Origin of the sequence: Clostridium kluyveri (genome assembly GCF_001902295.1) — a bacterium.
Classification (GTDB): Bacteria; Bacillota; Clostridia; order Clostridiales; family Clostridiaceae; genus Clostridium_B; species Clostridium_B kluyveri_B.
Window position 1 is genome coordinate 3,106,591 of sequence record NZ_CP018335.1, and the last position, 20,186, is coordinate 3,126,776.

At 36.8% G+C, this 20,186-nt stretch carries 21 protein-coding genes; 3 read left to right on the forward strand and 18 right to left on the reverse strand.

All coding sequences use genetic code 11. The features are described from left to right. Nucleotides 1–11 precede the first annotated feature (11 nt). The 18 genes from BS101_RS14980 to BS101_RS15065 all read right to left on the reverse strand — a co-directional run bounded on the left by BS101_RS14980 (nucleotide 12) and on the right by BS101_RS15065 (nucleotide 16,720). Nucleotides 12–1,574, reverse strand: a complete 1,563-nt coding sequence (locus BS101_RS14980) for a terminase large subunit (protein ID WP_083585834.1) — start codon at nucleotides 1,572–1,574, stop codon at nucleotides 12–14. Nucleotides 1,575–1,627: 53 nt separating this feature from the next. Further along, on the reverse strand, nucleotides 1,628–2,134 hold the full coding sequence (locus tag BS101_RS14985; RefSeq protein WP_073539553.1) for an HNH endonuclease: 507 nt from the start codon (nucleotides 2,132–2,134) through the stop codon (nucleotides 1,628–1,630). Between the two features lie 2 nt (nucleotides 2,135–2,136). Then, on the reverse strand, nucleotides 2,137–2,613 hold the full coding sequence (locus BS101_RS14990; protein ID WP_073539554.1) for a phage terminase small subunit P27 family: 477 nt from the start codon (nucleotides 2,611–2,613) through the stop codon (nucleotides 2,137–2,139). Between the two features lie 59 nt (nucleotides 2,614–2,672). After that, the gene (locus BS101_RS14995) at nucleotides 2,673–2,888 is read right to left on the reverse strand and encodes a gamma-glutamylcyclotransferase (RefSeq protein ID WP_073539555.1); all 216 of its coding nucleotides are present in this window, start codon (nucleotides 2,886–2,888) and stop codon (nucleotides 2,673–2,675) included. A 49-nt stretch (nucleotides 2,889–2,937) separates the two neighbouring features. Further along, entirely contained in the window at nucleotides 2,938–3,633 is a 696-nt protein-coding gene (locus tag BS101_RS15000; protein WP_073539556.1) for a hypothetical protein, read from the reverse strand. A 113-nt stretch (nucleotides 3,634–3,746) separates the two neighbouring features. Then, nucleotides 3,747–4,058, reverse strand: coding sequence for a DUF6329 domain-containing protein (locus BS101_RS15005; protein ID WP_073539557.1), 312 nt, complete (start codon nucleotides 4,056–4,058; stop codon nucleotides 3,747–3,749). A gap of 68 nt (nucleotides 4,059–4,126) precedes the next feature. Continuing rightward, entirely contained in the window at nucleotides 4,127–5,359 is a 1,233-nt protein-coding gene (locus BS101_RS15010; RefSeq protein WP_073539558.1) for a site-specific DNA-methyltransferase, read from the reverse strand. A gap of 260 nt (nucleotides 5,360–5,619) precedes the next feature. Continuing rightward, entirely contained in the window at nucleotides 5,620–6,012 is a 393-nt protein-coding gene (locus BS101_RS15015) for an HNH endonuclease (protein WP_073539559.1), read from the reverse strand. Nucleotides 6,013–6,125: 113 nt separating this feature from the next. Next, entirely contained in the window at nucleotides 6,126–6,554 is a 429-nt protein-coding gene (locus tag BS101_RS15020) for a DUF1492 domain-containing protein (RefSeq protein ID WP_073539560.1), read from the reverse strand. Next, on the reverse strand, nucleotides 6,554–6,778 hold the full coding sequence (locus BS101_RS15025) for a hypothetical protein (protein ID WP_073539561.1): 225 nt from the start codon (nucleotides 6,776–6,778) through the stop codon (nucleotides 6,554–6,556). Before BS101_RS15025 ends, BS101_RS15020 begins: the two co-directional genes overlap by 1 nt. Beyond that, on the reverse strand, nucleotides 6,771–8,132 hold the full coding sequence (locus BS101_RS15030) for an SNF2-related protein (RefSeq protein ID WP_073539562.1): 1,362 nt from the start codon (nucleotides 8,130–8,132) through the stop codon (nucleotides 6,771–6,773). Before BS101_RS15030 ends, BS101_RS15025 begins: the two co-directional genes overlap by 8 nt. After that, a complete protein-coding gene (locus tag BS101_RS15035; RefSeq protein ID WP_073539563.1) occupies nucleotides 8,113–8,394 on the reverse strand; it encodes a VRR-NUC domain-containing protein in 282 nt (93 codons plus the stop codon). The genes BS101_RS15030 and BS101_RS15035 overlap by 20 nt, the downstream gene beginning before the upstream one ends. A 143-nt stretch (nucleotides 8,395–8,537) precedes the next feature. Next, on the reverse strand, nucleotides 8,538–10,787 hold the full coding sequence (locus tag BS101_RS15040) for a phage/plasmid primase, P4 family (protein ID WP_073539564.1): 2,250 nt from the start codon (nucleotides 10,785–10,787) through the stop codon (nucleotides 8,538–8,540). Next, a complete protein-coding gene (locus BS101_RS15045) occupies nucleotides 10,784–11,212 on the reverse strand; it encodes a DUF4406 domain-containing protein (RefSeq protein ID WP_073539565.1) in 429 nt (142 codons plus the stop codon). Before BS101_RS15045 ends, BS101_RS15040 begins: the two co-directional genes overlap by 4 nt. 4 nt (nucleotides 11,213–11,216) lie before the next feature. Further along, nucleotides 11,217–12,014, reverse strand: coding sequence for a phage antirepressor KilAC domain-containing protein (locus tag BS101_RS15050; RefSeq protein ID WP_073539566.1), 798 nt, complete (start codon nucleotides 12,012–12,014; stop codon nucleotides 11,217–11,219). Between the two features lie 75 nt (nucleotides 12,015–12,089). Beyond that, complete coding sequence (locus BS101_RS15055) at nucleotides 12,090–12,575, reverse strand: hypothetical protein (RefSeq protein ID WP_073539567.1); 486 nt, start codon at nucleotides 12,573–12,575, stop codon at nucleotides 12,090–12,092. Nucleotides 12,576–12,966: 391 nt separating this feature from the next. After that, on the reverse strand, nucleotides 12,967–14,763 hold the full coding sequence (locus BS101_RS15060) for a hypothetical protein (RefSeq protein WP_073539568.1): 1,797 nt from the start codon (nucleotides 14,761–14,763) through the stop codon (nucleotides 12,967–12,969). 73 nt (nucleotides 14,764–14,836) lie between these two features. After that, nucleotides 14,837–16,720: an ImmA/IrrE family metallo-endopeptidase gene (locus tag BS101_RS15065; RefSeq protein ID WP_073539569.1), complete on the reverse strand. Its 1,884-nt coding sequence runs from the start codon at nucleotides 16,718–16,720 to the stop codon at nucleotides 14,837–14,839. 210 nt (nucleotides 16,721–16,930) lie between these two features. Between BS101_RS15065 and BS101_RS15070 the strand changes: the two genes are divergently transcribed. From BS101_RS15070 to BS101_RS15080, 3 genes are read left to right on the forward strand one after another with little or no spacing between them, the layout of a single operon-like run. After that, nucleotides 16,931–17,146, forward strand: a complete 216-nt coding sequence (locus tag BS101_RS15070) for a helix-turn-helix domain-containing protein (protein ID WP_073539570.1) — start codon at nucleotides 16,931–16,933, stop codon at nucleotides 17,144–17,146. Nucleotides 17,147–17,164: 18 nt separating this feature from the next. Next, a complete protein-coding gene (locus tag BS101_RS15075; protein WP_073539571.1) occupies nucleotides 17,165–18,313 on the forward strand; it encodes a restriction endonuclease PLD domain-containing protein in 1,149 nt (382 codons plus the stop codon). 11 nt (nucleotides 18,314–18,324) lie between these two features. After that, the gene (locus tag BS101_RS15080) at nucleotides 18,325–20,181 is read left to right on the forward strand and encodes a Z1 domain-containing protein (RefSeq protein ID WP_073539572.1); all 1,857 of its coding nucleotides are present in this window, start codon (nucleotides 18,325–18,327) and stop codon (nucleotides 20,179–20,181) included. The last annotated feature ends 5 nt before the right edge of the window (nucleotides 20,182–20,186 follow it).

Here is a 20,186-nt window from a genome sequence, read left to right on the forward strand (position 1 = left end):
AACATCACTTCCTAATCAAGTAAGCTTCTCATTCCTCTTTTTTCATAAATATTTTCTTTCATTTCTCTCCTTATTGCCCTATCCAGTGCCATAACAAGTGCTACGACTCCATCTATTTTTTCAGTAGATTTTGATTTATCAGGTTTTATATTTCCCGCAGGGTCAGTTCTAACATAAACATTATCCATCATCCAGCTTAAAACTGGATGTGCCCCATGGGCTATTTTCTGCTCCAGAGTTATTTTCATAAGCTCCTTGGTAGGTGGACTCATGTCCTTGTATCCCTGTCCAAAAGGAACTACTGTAAAACCCAAACCTTCCAAATTTTGTACCATCTGCACGGCTCCCCAGCGGTCAAAAGCTATTTCCTTTATATTAAATTGTGTTCCAAGTTCATCTATGAAATTTTCAATAAAACCATAGTGAATAACATTTCCTTCTGTAGTTTCTAGAAAGCCCTGCTTCTCCCAGATATCGTAAGGTACATGGTCTCTTCTAACCCTTAATTTTAAGTTATCCTCTGGTATCCAAAAGAAAGGAAGAACATAATATTTATCATCTGTTGGTGTTGGAGGAAAGATTAGTACAAAAGCTGTAATATCATTGGTGCTTGATAGGTCAAGTCCACCATAACATTCTCTTCCCTTTAACTTTTCAGGATTAACTTCAAAAGAACATTTCTCCCATAAATGCATTGGCATCCATCTTACAGATTGCTTAACCCAAATACAAAGCCTCAATTGCTTAAACAAATTTTCATCTGCTGGATTCTGCCTTGCATTTTCACAAGCTAATCGCATCTTTTCCTCTGAAACTGTAATACCAAGAGAAGGATTTGCTTTTACCCATACTTCTGGTAAAGTCCAGTCGTCATTTTCCGAAGCAGCATAAATTATTGAATAAAAAGTCTGGTCTACTTTTTTACCCTCCAAAATATCTACAGCTTTCTGATGTAATTCATAACCTATACTCTGAAAATCATTGCCTGCTGTTGTAATTAAAAAATTCAAAGGCTGCCTTCTAGCATCGCTTGCACCATGTAACATTACATTCATCATTTCCCTGTTTGCTACATGAGTTTCATCAAATAAAACAGCTTGAGGGTTAATCCCGTGTTTTGAGTATGCCTCACTTGATAATACTTGGTAAAAAGAATTCATTGCAGGATATACTATTCTTTTTTGAGAAGCTATTATTTTAAGCCTTTTCTTAAGTGCAGGACATAATGCAACCATATCTACTGCAACATTGTAAATCAGACTAGCCTGTGCTCTATCTGCGGCACAACTGTAAATTTCTGCACCTCTTTCACCATCCGCTGTAAGCATATAAAGTGCAAGTGCGGCTCCCATTTCCGTTTTACCTTGCTTTTTTGCTATTTCCACATAGGCTGTTGTAAACTGCCTATATCCATCTTCTTTAACAACACCAAATATATTCTTAATAATTTCCACTTGCCAAGGAAGAAGTATAAAAGGTTTGTTGAACCATTCTCCCTTGGTATGTTTTAAATTTTGAATGAAGTCCACAACAAACTGTGCCCTATCCTCATTATAGTGAGAGGTAGGCAGCATAAATTTTGTGGGAGTAAACAGCTTTTTTTTCTTTCCTTCCACTATGCCACCTCCTACACATTAACCTCATTTAATGGGAAGTTTAAATTGGCATACTCACCAAATAACTTAATTGCTCCTTTATCTCTAGCAATTGCCGCATCAACGGCATTACTATATAGACCCATATGATATTTTTTACCACTAAAATGAACATAGGCTTCATATTGATTTATTTTTTTCATTAAGCTAACACCTATAAATCCAGATGTATTATTCCTTCTAATTCTTTGATTAAACATATTCTGTTGATGTGTGCATATTCTAAGATTACTCCTACAATTATTCAATTTATTTCCTGAAATATGATCCACATCATAGCCTTTTGTATCACCCAATAGTATTTTATGCATAGGTGTTTCCTTTCTTTTTATTTTAGTAACGACATATCCTCTCTTTGAAATACTCCAGTTATACTTTTTTAACAGACTGTAGTCAGAAGAATCAAATAAAAAAGCCTCACCTTTTTTGGTGTGGCCAATAACATATACTCCATCATCAGAAATTTGAAATTTATTCATTTCTATTTCATCTCCCCCATCAGCATCATTTCCATAGGGTCTAAACAATCATTGGAATCTTTATCTACATTTATCCTCGTCCTTGAAGCAGGTGTAAGTCCAAACTCGGAGCAAAAATCTTTCATAATCTTAAGGTAAGTCTGGGCAATGGAAACCTGCGGCACCTGCTGGATATACCCGGATGGAGTTTTAAAAATAGTGCCGTGTTTTGTTAAAAATTCTTCTGCTTCCTTCCACCTTGCATAAGACTGACAGTATCCTGCAAAGGATGCCGCATCTACTTTTGTTAAGATACCTATAGCTTCAAGTGACCTGCTCATCCTTCTCCATTCTTTTTTAGCCTCCGGTTCAAGCCATGTGGGACATTTAGGTGCCTTCTTTTCAGGCTTTGGTTCATTTACATTTAAGGGTCTTTTTCCAGGATTTCCTTCAAGAACTTTTAGAGCTGTTGGCTTTGGTTTTCTTCCCCTCTGTGCCATAGGTATCACCTCCTCCTTTTGCTAACTAAAAGAGAGTCTACAATCGTAGACCCTTAAACTCATTTTGCTTTTCCTTTTACACCCTTGTAGTTGTAATTCCCTTTTTTAACTTCTTCATATTCAGCTTCTACAGCTTCTTTATAATCACTGCGTTTCCTTTCCTTTTCCTTGCAGCTTAAGCAAATACAATCCTCATTATACATTGACATTATTCTTCCGTCCTTTAAACTTCCTCCACATCGATCACAGGTTTTCTGAGTAAAAAATTTATCCATTTGTCTTAGCACTTCCTTCCTGCGGTAATTTTCTAAAAGCACCGCTGCCTTAAAGATTTGAAAGAAGTGTCTTCCTTATATCCTTATAACAACTTCCATTCATACCAAGGCGAATGAGCCAGGTTCTGAATGCATATTTAGGATTATCTTCCTGAGCCTGCTTAAAAGAGGTATGTCTTAGCTTTTGGGCATTTTCATTTATTAAAGATGCGAGTTCTATAAATGCAGACATCTTTTCATTACTTAGGTTTTCACCTAATAGCTTAAAGGTAAAGGTTCGTTTTTCAAAATCAAATCTCATGCCTTTGTGACCATCCGCCCCAGCTTCAGTAATAGCTTCTTGGAATTCTTCTAAAGTTTCTGTTTTCTTTAAATTCAAATTTTCTATAAAGGCTCCTTCAATAAAAGATTCTTTTAGTTCGAGGGCTTTAAAAATTAGCTGCTGTTTACTGTAAAGCATATTTAAAATATTCATTAATGTTCTTCCTGTATGTTCTCCTAATGGAATTTCTAAATTAAAACTATCAATAGCTGTAGCCTCTATTTTCTCTTCAGGATGCTCTCCATTTAAGATTTCATTAAGTGTAATAACCTTGCCTTGTGAAGTTGTAATACTCCCCTGCCTATCTATGGTGTATATTTCTTTTTCCGTTTTAACTTCATAGGAAAAGCTTGGTGTTCCAAGATACTTTGCTGTAACACCTAAAGCTTCACTCAAAGTTTTAACTATTTCTTTTCTATACATCTTTATTCCTCCCTGTGCTTTGGTAATTACATATATCACTCTAAACACAGTTAATAGCAAGTACTTTGTATAAATATTTAAAGAAGAAAACAGGCCTTAAAACCTGCTTCTGTCTAATTTTCAATCGCTGTATACCTTGGGTAGGTGTAACCTTCTGAATCTACTAAAATGCTTTTCTTTGTTTTTGTATTCTTAACCCTTATGCATCTTAGTTCTCCCTTTTCATTGCAGCCGCCATCTTCTTTTGTTATCCAAGGCTGGTCTTTGCAAAAATCCATTTCAAATTCTCTAAACTCTCCATCATTAAGTTCAATTTTTTTTGTAACCTCATAGGCTGTTCCTTTTGCTCCATCATTCTTAGCTTCTTTTGTTAGTTCTTTAAGTTCCTCTAAATTTGCAACCTTTCTTCCAAATAATGCTTTCATATTCTTACCTCCAAGTGTATTTTTTGTCATACCATATATCACTCTAAAAACACATAATAGCAAGGGTTTTATTCACTTTTTTTGATATCTTTATAGGATAACTTTTTACCATTTCTAATAAGAAACACTTCATCATCTGTACCTACTTGCTCTATATATCTTTTTGCTATAACATCAGCAAATCTTTCAGCAACCTCTATAGTAAAGCAAATCCTATTAGTCTGCTCACAAGCTATTAACGTACTTCCTGAACCTCCAAAAGGATCAAGCACAATACAATTTGATAGGCTTGAATTTTGTATTGGGTAGGCTATCAAATTTAAAGGCTTCATAGTTGGGTGCAGCTCTGACTTTGTAGGCCTATCAAAATTCCAAGTGGTTCTTTGCTTTCTGTCTCCATAGAATTTATGACCTGCTGTATGCTTCCAACCATAAAGTATGGGTTCGTGATTATACTGATAATCACACCTGCCAAGTACCGGAGAATTTTTCACCCAAACACAGGTTTCATGACAAAAGAAGCCAGCATCCTTAAAAGCTGTTCTAAAATTAACAGTTTCTCTATCTGCATGAAAAACATAAATAGGAGCTCCATCTGTCATAACTTCAAAAGTACATTTATAAAACTTCAGTAAAAACTCATAAAAATTCTTATCAGCCATATTATCATTTTGAATTTTACCAGCTGTTCCTTCATAGGCAACATTATACGGAGGATCTGTCACCACAAGATTAGCTTTCTTTCCCTCCATTAAAATCTCATAGGTTTTAGATTCGGTACTATCACCACATATAAGCCTATGCCTCCCAAGAAGCCACACATCTCCTTGATTTGAAACAGTTGGCTCTTTTAGGGCCTCTTCAACATCAAAGTCATCTTCCTTAATTTCCTTATCATGAACCTTAGAAAATAAATCCTCTATCTCCGCAGCATCAAAGCCTGTAAGTGAGACATCAAACATACCATTGTCTAATTCACCAATTAAATCAGCAAGCTTTGGTAAGTCCCAATCACCTGATACTTTATTTAGAGCAATATTTAAAGCCTTTTCTTCTGATTCATCCATATCCACAACAACACATTCAATATCCTTTTCACCCCGCTCTTTTAAGATTTTAAATCTTTGATGTCCTCCAACAATACTCCCTGTTCTTTTATTCCAGATAACAGGTTCTACATATCCAAAAGTCTCAATGGACTTTTTCAATTTTTCATATTCAGGGTCGCCGGGTTTTAAATCTTTACGAGGATTATATTTAGACGGATTCAATTTCTCAACAGCTATTTTTTGAATATCCAATACTTTCACCATCCTTTATAAAAAGCAATAAAAACACACCCTGAAAAGCAACGAGGCCACTGAAAAGCTTATGTTTAACATAACTTTTTTAAGGTGTAATGCTTCTTAGCCTTTTGAAAATCCAAGGTTCTTTATATTCAAGGTGGCTCTTATACCCGCCCCTAGAATTATGCGATTTTTCACACGAAGGGGGACGCCCGGCCCTTTTGGCATAACTCTAGAGGAAATATGCCCCTTACCCTTTCACATTAGATTTTCATTCACTCCTTCTTCCATGGATAAGAATAAACTTCATTCTTGTTTCCAAATCTACCCTCTTCCTTTGCAGTCTTTATATCATGATGATGCTTACATAGAGATTGCCAATTGCTTTCATCCCAAAAGAGTTGTTCATTGCCTTTGTGAGATATAACGTGGTCAACTACTTCTGCAGCAGTAACTACTCCTTCTCTTTTACATTCTTCACAAAGAGGATGCTTTAAAAGAAACTGCTTTCTTAACTTATACCACCTGCTGTTGTAGAGTTTCTTAAAAGGTCTGCTTGTCTTGTTGTACTTACTTTCTATTTCTTTTTGATGTTTGGTACAATACCTTTCATTAGTAAGTTCAGGACAACCCGGGTAACTACAAGGTTTAGCTGGTTTTCTTGGCAAATGGTTCACCTCATTTTTATCAATATAAAAAGCCACCACAATTTGTTGCGATGACTTTTGGGATTTTCTTTCTACGTTTCTATTATAACTATATCATTTTGCTAGGGTGTCTTTCAGTGTCTTTTAGTGTCCTCTTTTAAATTTACCCCACAATTTTCTAATGCCTTTCCATGAAGTTTATGAATATAACGTAAGTCATATCCCATCTCTACTGCTATCTGATCCCACGTCTTAAAACAAAGATATCTAAGTTCTAGCAATGTTTGGTATTCCGGGTTGCTAATCTTTTTTATAATAAATACAAATTCCCTTTTCAAATCAACTAATGCATCTATATCCACATATATTTCATTCTCTAAATCCACCATTTTTGCTATTGTGTCCTCCATAGAATGCACATTACGAGTGCCACTTGGAGGTGTATCACTTAATGTGGATGTAGCTTTTGTAGCTAATGCCCTTAAGGAAACTATCTGCTCAAGTTTACTATTAATTCTCTGGTCTATACGATAGGCCTGTGCTAAGTATTCTTTAGCAGTCATTATTTATCACCGCCTTTCAGCCAGGGCACTTTGCCATTGTAATAAGTATCAGCAATGCTTTTTTGAATTGCCTTATCTAGTGAAGCAATACGAGCATATGCTTTATTAAGGCTTTCTTCTTGCTCCTCTTCAGTCTTGAAGAATGAACAACTATTATTAACACACTGTGTACTTTTAAGAATTTTACACCTGCTGTTTTTATATGCAAAGCAGTTTTCATTCATAATTTTTATCCCCCTTTAGCTTAGCCTTTACTGCATCTATTAAATCTGACTGCACTTTTCCTTTTCGCTTTAAAGCTTTCATCACATCTTCATCAATTGTTCCTTTAGTAATAATGTGATGAATAACTACTGTTTCATTTTGACCTTGTCTCCACAATCTTGCATTGGTTTGTTGGTATAATTCCAAACTCCAAGTAAGCCCAAACCATATCAAAGTTGAACCACCAGCTTGCAAATTAAGTCCATGTCCTGCTGATGCTGGATGAATTACTGCTACTTCTATTTCTCCATTGTTCCAATCCGTTATATCTGCTGAAGTTTTTATTTCACGAACTTTAAATCTCTTTTCAATTCTTTCTAAATCATGTTTAAACCAGTAAGCCACAAGCACAGGTTTTCCATTTGCTGATTCTATTAAATCTTCTAATGCATCTAGCTTTTTATCATGTATTTCAAATACTCGCTTGTCCTCACTGTACACAGCACCATTTGCCATTTGACAAAGTTTATTTGATAAGGCTGCAGCATTCACTGCATCTATTCCTTCACCTTTAAGCGATAGCACTAAATCTTGCTTTAAGCTGTTATAGGCTTTTTGTTCTTTTTCTGAAAGTGTTACACCAACCTCATTTATAACACATTCCGGCATTTTTAAATAATCTGTGCTTTTCATAGAAATGGTAATATCCGAAATAAGGCGATAAATTGCATCTTCTACACCAACTTTGGGTTTATAGCTAAACACAATATGTTGATTTCTCTTATCTGGGTCAAAGAAATTGCTTCGATAGTGGGTTATAAATCTACCCAGCCTTTTTCCCATATCAAGAAGTCTAAACTCTGCCCATAAGTCCATTAAGCCGTTACTGCTTGGAGTTCCTGTCAGTCCAACAATACGTTTTACTTTAGGTCTTACTTTCAATAAACTTTTAAATCTTTTTGCCTGATAAGACTTAAATGACGATAATTCATCAATTACAACCATATCGTAGTCAAAAGTCAGACCACTTTCATTTATCAGCCAGTCTACATTTTCACGATTGATAAGATATATATTTGCTTTTTGCATAAGTGCTGATTTTCGCTGTATTCCACTGCCGATAGCAACTGAGTAAGTAAGCCCTTTAAGGTGGTTCCACTTTTTTATTTCCGCAGGCCATGTATCTCTGGCAACTCTAAGTGGTGCAATAACTAAGACCTTTGAAACTTCAAAGCTATCAAGGCAAAGATCAAATATTGCAGTAAGTGTTATTACACTTTTACCTAAACCCATATCAAGTAGTACTGCTGCGATAGGATTTTCTAATATGAATTTAGTTACAAATCTTTGATAATCATGAGGATTGTATTTCACTTAAAATTCCTCCAATCTGACTGGCATCATCTATGCAGTAAACCAAAAATCCTAACTGTTCCAGCTGTCTTTTTCTCTTTACTTGCAGTGGTCTCATTTTCTTACCTTTTGCTTTTAATTCAACAAAGGCGAACTTGCCCTTTGGTAAAAGCACCAATCGGTCTGGCATACCATCAAATCCCGGAGATGTGAACTTCGGACAAATGCCACCCATCATTTTTACTGCTGATACCAATTTCTGCTCTATTTCTTTTTCTCTCAAATGCACTACCTCCATCATATTTATTTTAGTGTGGAGGTCATTGGAGTGTATTTCCATAACTTTATATATATCATTATTTTTTACTTCTAAGAATAGTTATATAAAAGACCTCCATAGACCTCCACACTTTAAGAAAAATGGCTTTATTCCAAGAAATCTGACTTTAATCTTAATCCAATGATCAGGTTGCAATCTCGGGTCTTTTTACGGTCGAAACCGCTGCTTTCCAAGGCTGTGTAAAAATCAGCTGTGCTACGAATAAAGTCACCCACCTGCGTACAATATGCACGGTATGAGTTATAAACCTCTCCTGATTTTGCCGTATAACCTTCATCCACTTCACAGCACTCCATCAAAAAGTGGGACATCCAGTCATTATTTTCCTTGTATTTATGAATAGCGTCCTTAACCTTCTGAGGAGGTTCAATATTGAAGTTTTCTTGGATCACTTTTTTCGCACCCTGGATTACCCAAGATAAAATAGCACCACCCGCATTCTCAAACAGATAATCTGCAAAATTCTTTACATCTGCACTGCCTTCAATCTTCGCCTCAAAGGGAATAACAATCAGTCTTCGCCATGTACCTTTATCGATGGCACCAACCTTTGGCAGGTGGTTGGTATAAAGCACAAGCGTATGGTTTGGAATATAGGAAAAAGGTGCTTTGTATTTTTTCTCTGCGTAGATTTCATCCGTGGAGCAAAGTTGTTTTACATTGGAGGTATTAAGTCGCATCCCTTCCTCCAGTTCTGCTGCAATTAAAAGTCTTTTACCCTTCGCCTCCGCAAGTTCCGGCTTTACATTTCTTTTGCATCCTACCGTTAATACATCAGCAGAAATATTACCACTATAACTACCAAGTACACGGGATACCACATTCCAGAAAGTAGATTTTCCGTTTCGGCCCTCACCATAGGCAATAATAAGAGCCTCCACATATACCTTTCCGATAGCAGACAAACCCACGATTTTCTGAACATAATCAATTAGGTCCTTATCTCCACAGAAAAATGTATCAAGAGCATCCTCCCACAATTTCGCAACCATATCGGTTGCATCCACTGCAGTCTGCTTTGTAATATAGTCAAGTGCCTCATGATTTCTAACTTCGCTGATGCCTTTTCTAAGGTCATAAGTGACACTGGGAGCGTTAAGTAAAAACTCATTTTCATCAAGTAGGTTCTGCATAATACCTACCATCGGTCTTACTTCCTTTAGTGCCGATGAGATGTATTTTGAGTCACGTCTTTTGATGGCATATTTCTTATAATTGATGGCATCCTCATACAGTTCAAAGGAATGTACCTGAACTTCATTAAATGCTGAAACAGCTTTTTTCGCACCCATCTGTGCCAGTATCTCAAAGGCACCGTTTTGCTCCATTTCCTTTAGTCTTTTTTTAATTTCAACCTGCGCCTCGGCAAGCTGTCTTGTGGTTAGCTCCTGTGCCACCTCCTGCGACAAAGGGTCTGACTCTTCCCAAAAACTACCGTTATATACAAGGTATCCTGTAGATGGAGAGTATCTTAAACGGTTATAATATTCCCTTGATAGCACAACTGCCTGTCCCACATCAGAGTAATCTTCCGGTTCTAATTGAAAACCTGCATTATACTGCTCTGGTGGAATATATCCTTCCTGCGCAGATACCTTTGCACCAAACTTTAAGGCACTATTCCATATAGTTTTCAGTTCAGCGTTCTCAAGGGGAGGATTGCATTTTTCAGCTTTTTGCAAATATAACTGATATGCCTCCTCGGTATCCCCATAGCGTTTGATGATTTTTCCAGCATAGTGTGACATGGTATTATTACGCTTTCCCTGCGGAACTTGGCTTTGCTGATTATCCCATTCTTCAAAGTCCAGATCATCAAGAAAATCTACAATAGTTCTTCTGCCCTCATAAAACTCCACTTCTGGATTTGTAACACCAAAAAGCAGCCTTGCACTATCAAGAGCATTACTGTCAAAGTAGGGGAAAGCAGCTGTAATTCTCTTTTTTAGTGATGCATATTCCTTGGAATCTGTAACAGCTGGTATCACAAAATACACATGAAATCTTGGACGTGCAGACTTTTCGTCTTTTACCTTCATATGCTTTCTGCTATATACAGCCACAAAGGACACATCCGGAAATGCCATTGCAACTTCAAACGGAGTAATCCATTCATCCGAGTTATCACTATGGTCATTGTCGCAATCAAGAGGAACATTGTCGGCACTGATAAAGTTGGAATTGCTACGGTAATTATCCTTATACTCTGCCGTTACATGGTCATGCTGCATTGCAGCTCTCATTGACTGCTCATCCGTAATAATATTTTTATTTGGATAAATACAGTTAGACAGACCGCCAACGCAGTCTGCCATATAAATCGTTAACTTTATCATTGCGACACCTCCTGTAATTCTGCCGTGAAATATCTTATTTTCTTTCTCATTTTTCCTGCCTGTTCTATTTCTTCAGACATTCCTGCAGATACTTCACTTCCGAACACCCATAATTCATCACATTTACCGAGAAACACCTTATTCATAAACATAGCAAGTCCACGCTCATGCCCCTCTGAAATATACTGAGGCAACAACAGATGTGGTGCAAATGGTATGTTTTTCTTTGCCACAGCAAATCTTGAGTACATTCTTGCATTTGCTGTATTTTTTTCGATATTCCCGGAATAAGGACTGCAAATATACACCATAGGGCGAAAAGCGGCAACCTTTCGTGCTGCTCGCTCTTCCTTTTCAATTTTCATTAATGCCTCATAAGTAACAGGGGCGTAATAACCCTCTGTATTGTATTTATTAATTGACATAAGTTTAATCCTCCTGTTCCATCGTAGGCAAAATACCATCTGCCTTTAAAAGTCCATAGATGAACAAGCGTCCCTGTTGTGTCCAATAAGTATGAACCTTGGTATGCATTGTTCCGTCACTTCCGGGATAACTGTGGGTTTTGGTACTTGTGTAACCCACCTCTGCGTACTTCTGATACAAGAGCCATATTTTATTGCCCTGCTTGTACTGAATACCCTTATCGTGAAGATACTGATTCATTCTATTGGCACTCCAGCCGTAGTCTTTAGCAATCACGGAAATAGCAACAAGGTCTTTGCAGTTAAGTACTACATCGTAGTAACTGGCTTTCGGTTTCATCTCCACAATCTGCTGATTCTGAACAGCCACCGTAGCCATAAGTGCATTAGTCTTTTCACGCTCTGCTTTCAGTTTTGTAAGTGCTGCAATCAACATATCTGGGTCATTAAGCAATTCATCTACTGCATAGATGCCATGCTTTCTAATAGCAGGAAGAACCTCTGATGTAACCCAACGCTTAAATTTTTTAGCATTCTGTACCTTGCTTGAAAATACAAGACTGTAAAGACCACTTTCGTTGATAACTGTCAATCCTCGGTTTGGAATTTCAAAGGTCGTATTTTCCGACCTTTGGATTACCATCTTATCTTCAGCATCAACATGAGTAGCAAGTGCATCCTTTGTATTACTGTAACCAAGGCTTTCTGCTACATCTTTACCTACAAAATACGGCTCATCATTAATCACAAGTGTACGAATAGAGCCAAACTCCGCATTCTTAAAAATCTGTAATTCGCTCATAAGAATTACCTCCTAAAATTTAATTGAGGTCGACCCTCACCTAATAGCCTTGAGTGAGGGTCAGATTGGACACTTTTATAAAATTTCTTGATATTTTTTCTTGGCTCTCTGCAAACGCTTGTACACCATATCTCTTTTTTCACCTATTTCTGCTGCATATTCTTCCGGGGTCTTTTCCTCTAAACAAACAGCAATGATGACTTCAGCGTATTCCGATTTCAATACCTCACGGAGTTTTTGGCACAAATCCTCATATTCATATTGGCGATTTAATTTTTCTTCCTGCGAATTATCTGCTACTGTATCCATTCCATCACTGTCATCAGCATCTTCATCATCTTTTCTGAACTGCTTTTTCAGGTTCCCTCGATGGCGGTCGAACTTATGCCAGTTATTGTATTCCGGTTTATTGAATTGCTCCTCAAAAGTATCTTGAATAAGAGTTTCCTTTTCTTCCTGAGTTAGGTCTTCGCTACCTTCAAGTGACAAGCTGACCCACATCTCTTCACTGTTAACCTCCACTATTTCGTACTTTTGTTCATAACGAATCTTTAATTTCATTCTCTTGTCCTTTCTGCCTGTTTCTTACAGAAGGGCAAGGAATACAACTATACGTTGGTGCTTTAGAAGTACTGACTCAAAAAAAGCCTGATTAGACCATAAGAAATAAAGGGTACCTCTATCGCACCTTTCACAGCTTTCGCTGCGAAGGTTCCGATATTTGTATCCCAATGCCCTATAGCTAATCAGGCCTTGTGATATTGATTTTAATTGAACAGTTTTTTCTGCTCGATTATAAGTATAGCGATGAGCAAGCTATTTTTCTCGGACATGCTATGTCCGTCAGCTGTACTTCACCCAAACAAAAAGAGCCATGAAAACAAGCTTACTTTACTTGTCTTCATGGCTCTCATTGTACCTTTTATAAAATTTTGTAACGGGAGTAATTCCCCTAAAAAAACATCGGATAGTTATTATTAGCAAATTTTTCTAAGCCGAGATTTCTCATTCTATCGATATCCTCATCTGGACATACTTCTACAAACTGTTGATATTCAAACTGATTATTGTATCTGTTAACTGTAAATGTCAAAAGAAAATCTCTATAATCCGTTTTACTAGTACATACCTCAAAATCACATCTCATACCTCTTGAAATGACTGTGCTATCTTCTTGGTAGAATTCATTAATCTGTTTTGCTAAATCTGCTACCACTAAATCCTCGATATTATATTTGTCCACGGTAAATTCTCTAAACATATCATAAACATTTACCGCCTCTGGCCACATAATAAATCTGACTCTTCTTGCATTTCCCTTTAGCTGACTATAGATTTTATCAGCAAACCTATTCCCTATGAACCTTGCAAGGTCGCGGCTTACAACAGAGCGAGCAACGAAATGATAGAGTACATCATTCGAAAATTCTAAATCTTCCAAGTTTTGATAGGAATAAACGAACTGCTTAATTTTATAAATTGTATTCTCTACTTGACGCTTTTTCTTGATTAAATCATATGCTCCAAAATTTACCGCTACTCTGTTTTCTATCTTTTTCTTCCAAGCTTGCACTGCAACAGCCTCAGCCTCTTTAGGCTTTGTAACTGCTACTGAGAGTGACCGATTTGGATTATTGTAGCCATAATAATCATTACGGAATCCTTCTTTATTCTTCTTCACAGAAACCATCTCTTGTATGATTACTGCAAGAGTATCTAATGCAACTCCATTTGAAACATCAATATCTTCGTTTTTTGCAATCCACCACTCAAGAACTGTTCTAAAATGCTTAAATGCAAATTTATAATTCTTCAAGTCAGAATCTTCAATCAGTTGACCATATGAAATAAAATAAAGAACTATATCAGCATCCGAATCTTCAATTTCCCCATCAAGACGTTTTTGAATTATGGGAAATAACTCCCACTTTACTTCACAGCCCTCCCATTTTCTAAAATTCTTTATATATTCATCCTCAGGAGGTTCTTCAATACAAATACGATAGTTGATGTTCAATCTGTCTGCCTCATTACACATCAGTTTATGACAAACAAGAATATTATAGAATGTATTCATAACCCCTTCCTTATTAGATATGGATGAAGGATAGGTTGTTGACAATCTCCCGAGTACATTCTCATTCAAGAAACGATCAATTCTCTCTAATTCTCGGATTGCATTTTCTGGCTCATCTAAGGCTCTATCGGAAATAACATAATCAAATATCTTTCCTGTGATATATTCCCAATGCATATTTATTGCTTCTATTTTCTTATCTCGTACATCAGCATCAGTGATTTCACTCCGTACTTTATCAAACATCTCGCTAAAAATGCTACCATAAACACTCTTTTCAGAATAATCTGTCATAATATTTTCAAGCCTTGGTTTGGCAAGAATGTCAGTAATTTGTATTTTCAAATCCTTATTATCCAACGGTTTGTATTTTGGTTCTCCAGACTTTTCTATATAATATAAAAGTTTCAGTAGTTTTAGTTCATCAAACTTTTCGGCATTACTTTTTTCTGCTATAGCTTCAATGTCAAAATGCAAACAGCGTTTCAGTTTATCTATCAATCCAGACTCATCATCATTTTTGAACAGTTTCCACAATGTTTCTGGGTTTCTCCATTTATTCTCATCATTCGGATATTTATCTTCATATTCATTTACCAATTCTTTACACAGTTCTATAAAGGTCAGCTGGCATAACCTACTTTGCTTTTTTCCAATATCATATTTCCCCAAAATTACTCCCCCCTATGGAAAATGCAACCAGACATCCTATGTCCGGCTACAATGAAAATTATTATGAAATTTTCTAAGCAACTCTATTTTGCTTGCCAAGTGGTTTCAAATCCTGTGATACCAACATATCATTGCACTCATATATGGTCTTCGTATAACAGGAATTCAACAGAAACTGATACATCAGGTGCTGTTCTGTCATCATAAAGGATTTCCCAGAAACTCTCAATAGACAATTACTTAACATTGGTGGCAATTTCATCCCAATACAAAGCTGTACTACTGTTTCAATGGTTACATTATCTGGTTCATTATTTCTAAGTCGCTGTATTGTCTTTTCACTCATTTCAGCAGCTTCAGCAAGTTCCTCTTCCGTCATCTCAGACCATTCGATAAGAGCATCCAACGCTCCTGAAAAATTCATTGGTAGCTTACGAGCCACTGACAACAAATCAGCATTGTATTGCTTAATCATTTCTGTGTGGTTTAAATTATCCTCATTTTCAGAAGAGAAATGTGCCTCAAAAACAATACTTGATGCGGCATCTCTATTAAGATAACATTCACTATGGTATTTTTCTCTATAACCAGCCTTTACTGATAAATCAAAAATCAAGCAGCACTCGTCCATATGATTTAGTACATAATTAGTTAATACTATAAGCCCATTAGCATCTTGTGTTAAGTATTTTTGATTATTTAAAACAAAATGTGAATCTACATATTGATAAATACCATCTGCTCCAATAGAACTCAGTTGAGGATTAATCATACTTTCAATCGCAGCATCTATTACACCAATTGAAAAAGTTTGATTTCTTTGCAATGTGCCTTTCTTGAATCTGTGTGGCTTGACATAATGACCATCAATGTAAGTAAAAGTACCTATAGCCTCTTCATATCCAGCATCAATCATGCGAATTTTAGCTGCTAACCTTGATACACAGAAGAATGTTGCTAATGCATCAATAACTGGTTCCATTACATCTATAAGTTCAGATGTTCCAAGTTCAGCTCGGAACTGCTTGATAAATTCAAAAGCCTTTGTTTTAAACATAACTAATGGCATTTGAATCCTCGGCGCAAGTGCATTTGCCTGCCACTCCATCCAGTCAGTTGCATCTCTAATGTTATCTTTTATACCACCTACTACTTGACACTTAATTTTACTAGCACTGCTGTTATATAATCGCTCCAATTCAAATGCTTTCCTATGTTTGTCCCAATGAACGCACTCGTGCACAATGGTGTTATTGACTGATCCAAGATTACGAAGAAAGTACGCTTTTGGATCCACAAATATAGTACTGGCATCCACATGGGTCTGCAGCATTTCATCGCTGTTTTTATTATAAAATTCTGCATCACAGTCATGAAAGTATATCTGTCCAAAAGTAGAGAAATCTTTTGTAATCTCTCTCATTTCTACTGTAAGGCCCATTTTTTCTGTCAACACTTGTGGTTCAACTGCCATTGGGGTTTTTAATGCTTCTGGGTAATTTCTACGAAGGAAGTCTGTAGCAACAGACTCTAGTTGTTCTTTATTAATAATAGGGACAAGAGAGTCCGACATAGGTTTTGACTGTTTATTTTTGCTGGTATACTCTGTTACACTGGAGATTGTAAAATCATCCAAATTGCAATCCAGATCTCCAGAACACTTCAGCATAAACCACTGCCTACAATTTTCGGATTCATCATAGTGATAATCTGACTCCCGGACCTCTAGTTCAGCTTCAACAGCAACATCAAAGTCTATTTTCATATCCGGCAAATCATTAACAGATACAAACTTTACCTCTATATCTGACATTTCTATGCCACCGATGTTTCGAACTCTATATAACCTTAAGTCTAAGTCATCGTAGTTATCTGCAGTGTAACTTTGTATGGCAGTAAATAATTCATTATAGAATCTATCAGTCACATAATCTTTAAAAGAACGATTACCTGCCAAGACATTCCCTCCTCACTCCATATGAAATTAATATCTTTAATAATTTTCATTGTTTCAAACATTCAAACATTAGTTTATAGGTAAATTATAGCATATGTTACACCTATCTCAATGTTTATTTTGCATTCATGAATTTTAATTGTTACATCGCTAATTTTGTGATAAACTTTATTTTGTAACTAAAATGAGTAACTAAGGTGAGGTGGCATTATGTCCATAAGTTATAAAAAGCTTTGGAAACTTCTAATTGATAAAGACATGAAAAAAAAGGACTTAAGAGAAGCCTCTGGTATTAGTACTGCTTCAATGGCTAAACTCGGAAAAAACGAGAATGTTAATACTGACATTTTAATAAAAGTATGTAAGGCTCTTAACTGTGATATTTCAGACATTATGGAAATTGAAAAAACTGAGGAAACCCATTAAACACAAAGGAGTGAGCTAATGAAACTGTTGTATTCAAATATCCTGCCGCTTGCTACATTACAGGGTCAAGAAACAATTATTGACTGCTTTAACCAACAAATTGCAAAGTCAGACCGAGTTGAAATTGCGGTTGGATACATCTCCCGTGTAGCCTTGGAAGAACTAGGCCGCCTGGTCGAAGAACTCAATATATCCAGTATATGCCTTACTATTGGTATGTACTTCATCGAAGGAATGCCGGAAGGATCATACAATGCTGTGCTTGAACTGAATAAAAAATGGAGAGAGGCGGGCATTGGCGAAATTAAGATTGTAAAGGCATTTAAGTACCACGGTAAATTATACTGTTTCTATAAGGATGGACAACCTTTTTCAGCTATCATTGGTTCTGCAAACTTAGGTGTAATCAAATTAGATGCAAATAACCGCCGACAGTATGAAATCTCATCAATTACTGATGATGCTAATGAATGCAGAGAAATTGCAGATTTTATAGAGAGGCTAAAAATGCAGAATTGCTCAGATAATATTGCCAGCATAACGAGAATGCCAATAATCAGGGAAATTAACACATCACTTAGCGGTATTGATATGGTAACACAAATTCCCCAAACTGGTGTACAGCTTTATGCACAGCATAAAACAGGTGTTTCTTTTGTGTTGCCGTTAAAAGTTCCTGCTTACAAAGAGCGACACATGGACGATGGCAAGCATTTTACAAAATCAAATATTAACGTTAGCTATGCCGCACCGAGAAGCAGGAGAAAATCCCGTGATTGGTATGAGACCCAGTTGACCGTGAGCAAAGAGATAACTCGCTCCGAGGGATACCCTGAAAAGAACAAAACTTTCTTTGTTGTTACCGATGACGGCTATTGGTTTAAAGCTCATACTACAAGTGATGGCAATAAACAGTTCAGTGCTGTTGGAGATGAACTTATTCTTGGCCGTTGGATTAAGGGCAGACTTGCGGCTGCAGGACTTGTAAAACCTGTGAATGATACTCAAGCTGATACAGACCGTAAGGGCATGATTACGAAAGAAATGCTGCAGGCATATGGCTGCGATAGCCTTGTGCTTTCTAAAACTGACCAGAAAGCATTGGACGAAGACGGCTCTGAACTTGATGTATGGGTTTTATCATTTGAAACAACTACTAACGAATGAGAGGTTAAACTATGCAATACTTAAAAACATACCTTCAAAAGATTACAGACCGAGGCAATGTAAAATTGGCGGAATCTATTTTAACAACTGCTGAAGATGTTGGCGAGCAGTATATTCGCAATTTTTCATTTACTAGTCATGAGATTGGACTATTATTTGGAAATGTACAGTCTGGAAAAACTGGTCAAATGTTTGGCATCATGTGCAAAGCCGCCGACTTAGGTTTCCCGGCATTTATCTTGCTCACTACGGACAATGTTGCTTTGCAGCAGCAAACTTTGGAGCGTGTCAGAGAAGATTTAGATGGTTTCTGTATTTGCGGTGAAAACGACTCAGGATTGTTTATTGAGAATAGCCTTGTAAAGCCAGCGATTGTCATCTTAAAGAAAAATTCAAGAATGCTGAGACTGTGGGCGAATATATTTAACTCCACGGGTTTCATGAAAGGAAATCCTCTTTTTATAGTTGACGACGAGGCAGATGCCGCTTCCTTGAATACACTTGTAAACCGCAATGGTCAGTCATCGATTAATAGGTATTTGGACTCTATAAAGAATGGTGCATCAAGCAGTCTATATCTACAGGTTACCGGTACTCCTCAAGCAATCTTACTACAGACACTTGCTTCCGGATGGCATCCGTATTTTACATATTACTTCCATCCCGGCGATGGTTATTTAGGTGGAGACTTTTTCTTCCCAACAAGTGGCAAACCTGAATGCATTGATTATCTTGAGACAATCAAACGACCAACAAGAAGTGTTGTTATACGACATATAGCTGTTTCTGCTCAAATTTTAGCATCCAACGGCAAAGTGTCAAATTGCCTTATACATCCGAGTGTACGTCAAGCTGTCCACCAGCGTTTTGCTGACGACGTCACAAAAGAAATAAATTGGTGTATTGAACATATCAATGATGAGTTCATCACCGAATTACAAAACCATTACGACGCTTTAATGCCTGACAAAAGTAAAAAACTTTCCTTCGATATTATATATAAAACTGCTAGGGACTTGATGGAAAACAAGTGTATAAAAGTTCTTATAATGAATGGAAAGACAGATGTTGAGAGCCCTGAATATGCAGCAGGCTGTAATTTTATCATTGGCGGAAATACTCTTGGTCGAGGCGTTACTTTTCCCGGTCTGCAGACAATTTACTATACAAGAACAAGCAAAAAGCCTCAAGCTGACACTATGTGGCAGCATAGCCGGATGTTCGGTTATGACAGAGACCCCGGCATGATCAAAATATTTATAAATGAACAACTCTATAAATTATTTGCGGATATTAATGCTACTAACAATGCCATAATCGCCCAAGCAGAGCAGGGAATTGATAATATTAAAATCTATTATCCAGTTGGATTGAATCCAACTAGAAAGAATGTTCTTGATAATAAACGAGTCAACATTCTCTCCGGTGGAACGAACTATTATCCATTTTATCCTGATAATGACTCTATAGAGGATATATCAAAGCTGTTGAAGCCTTTCTCTGATAATGAACCTTATTACCAAGTAAATTTAAGATTTATTAAGAAAATTTTGACCCATATTATTGCCAGTCCGGATTTTAAGTTAGACGCATTCCTTTCTGTCATTGACATATTTCTTTCAGAGCAGCCTGCTGGACAGGGTATTTTGGTAGTTAGAAGAGAAAGGAATGTAGCACAAGGCACAGGTGCGTTGTTATCTCCAAATGACTGGACACTTGGCGGCACTTTTCTCAATAAAGTCGTCCTTACCATGTATCAAGTGACTGGTACTAAGGGATGGGGCGGGAAAACTCTCTGGGTGCCAAATATTAAACTTCCTCACGATACAATGTATTATGATGTGTGTGAAGATAATACAGAAGCATAGGAGGG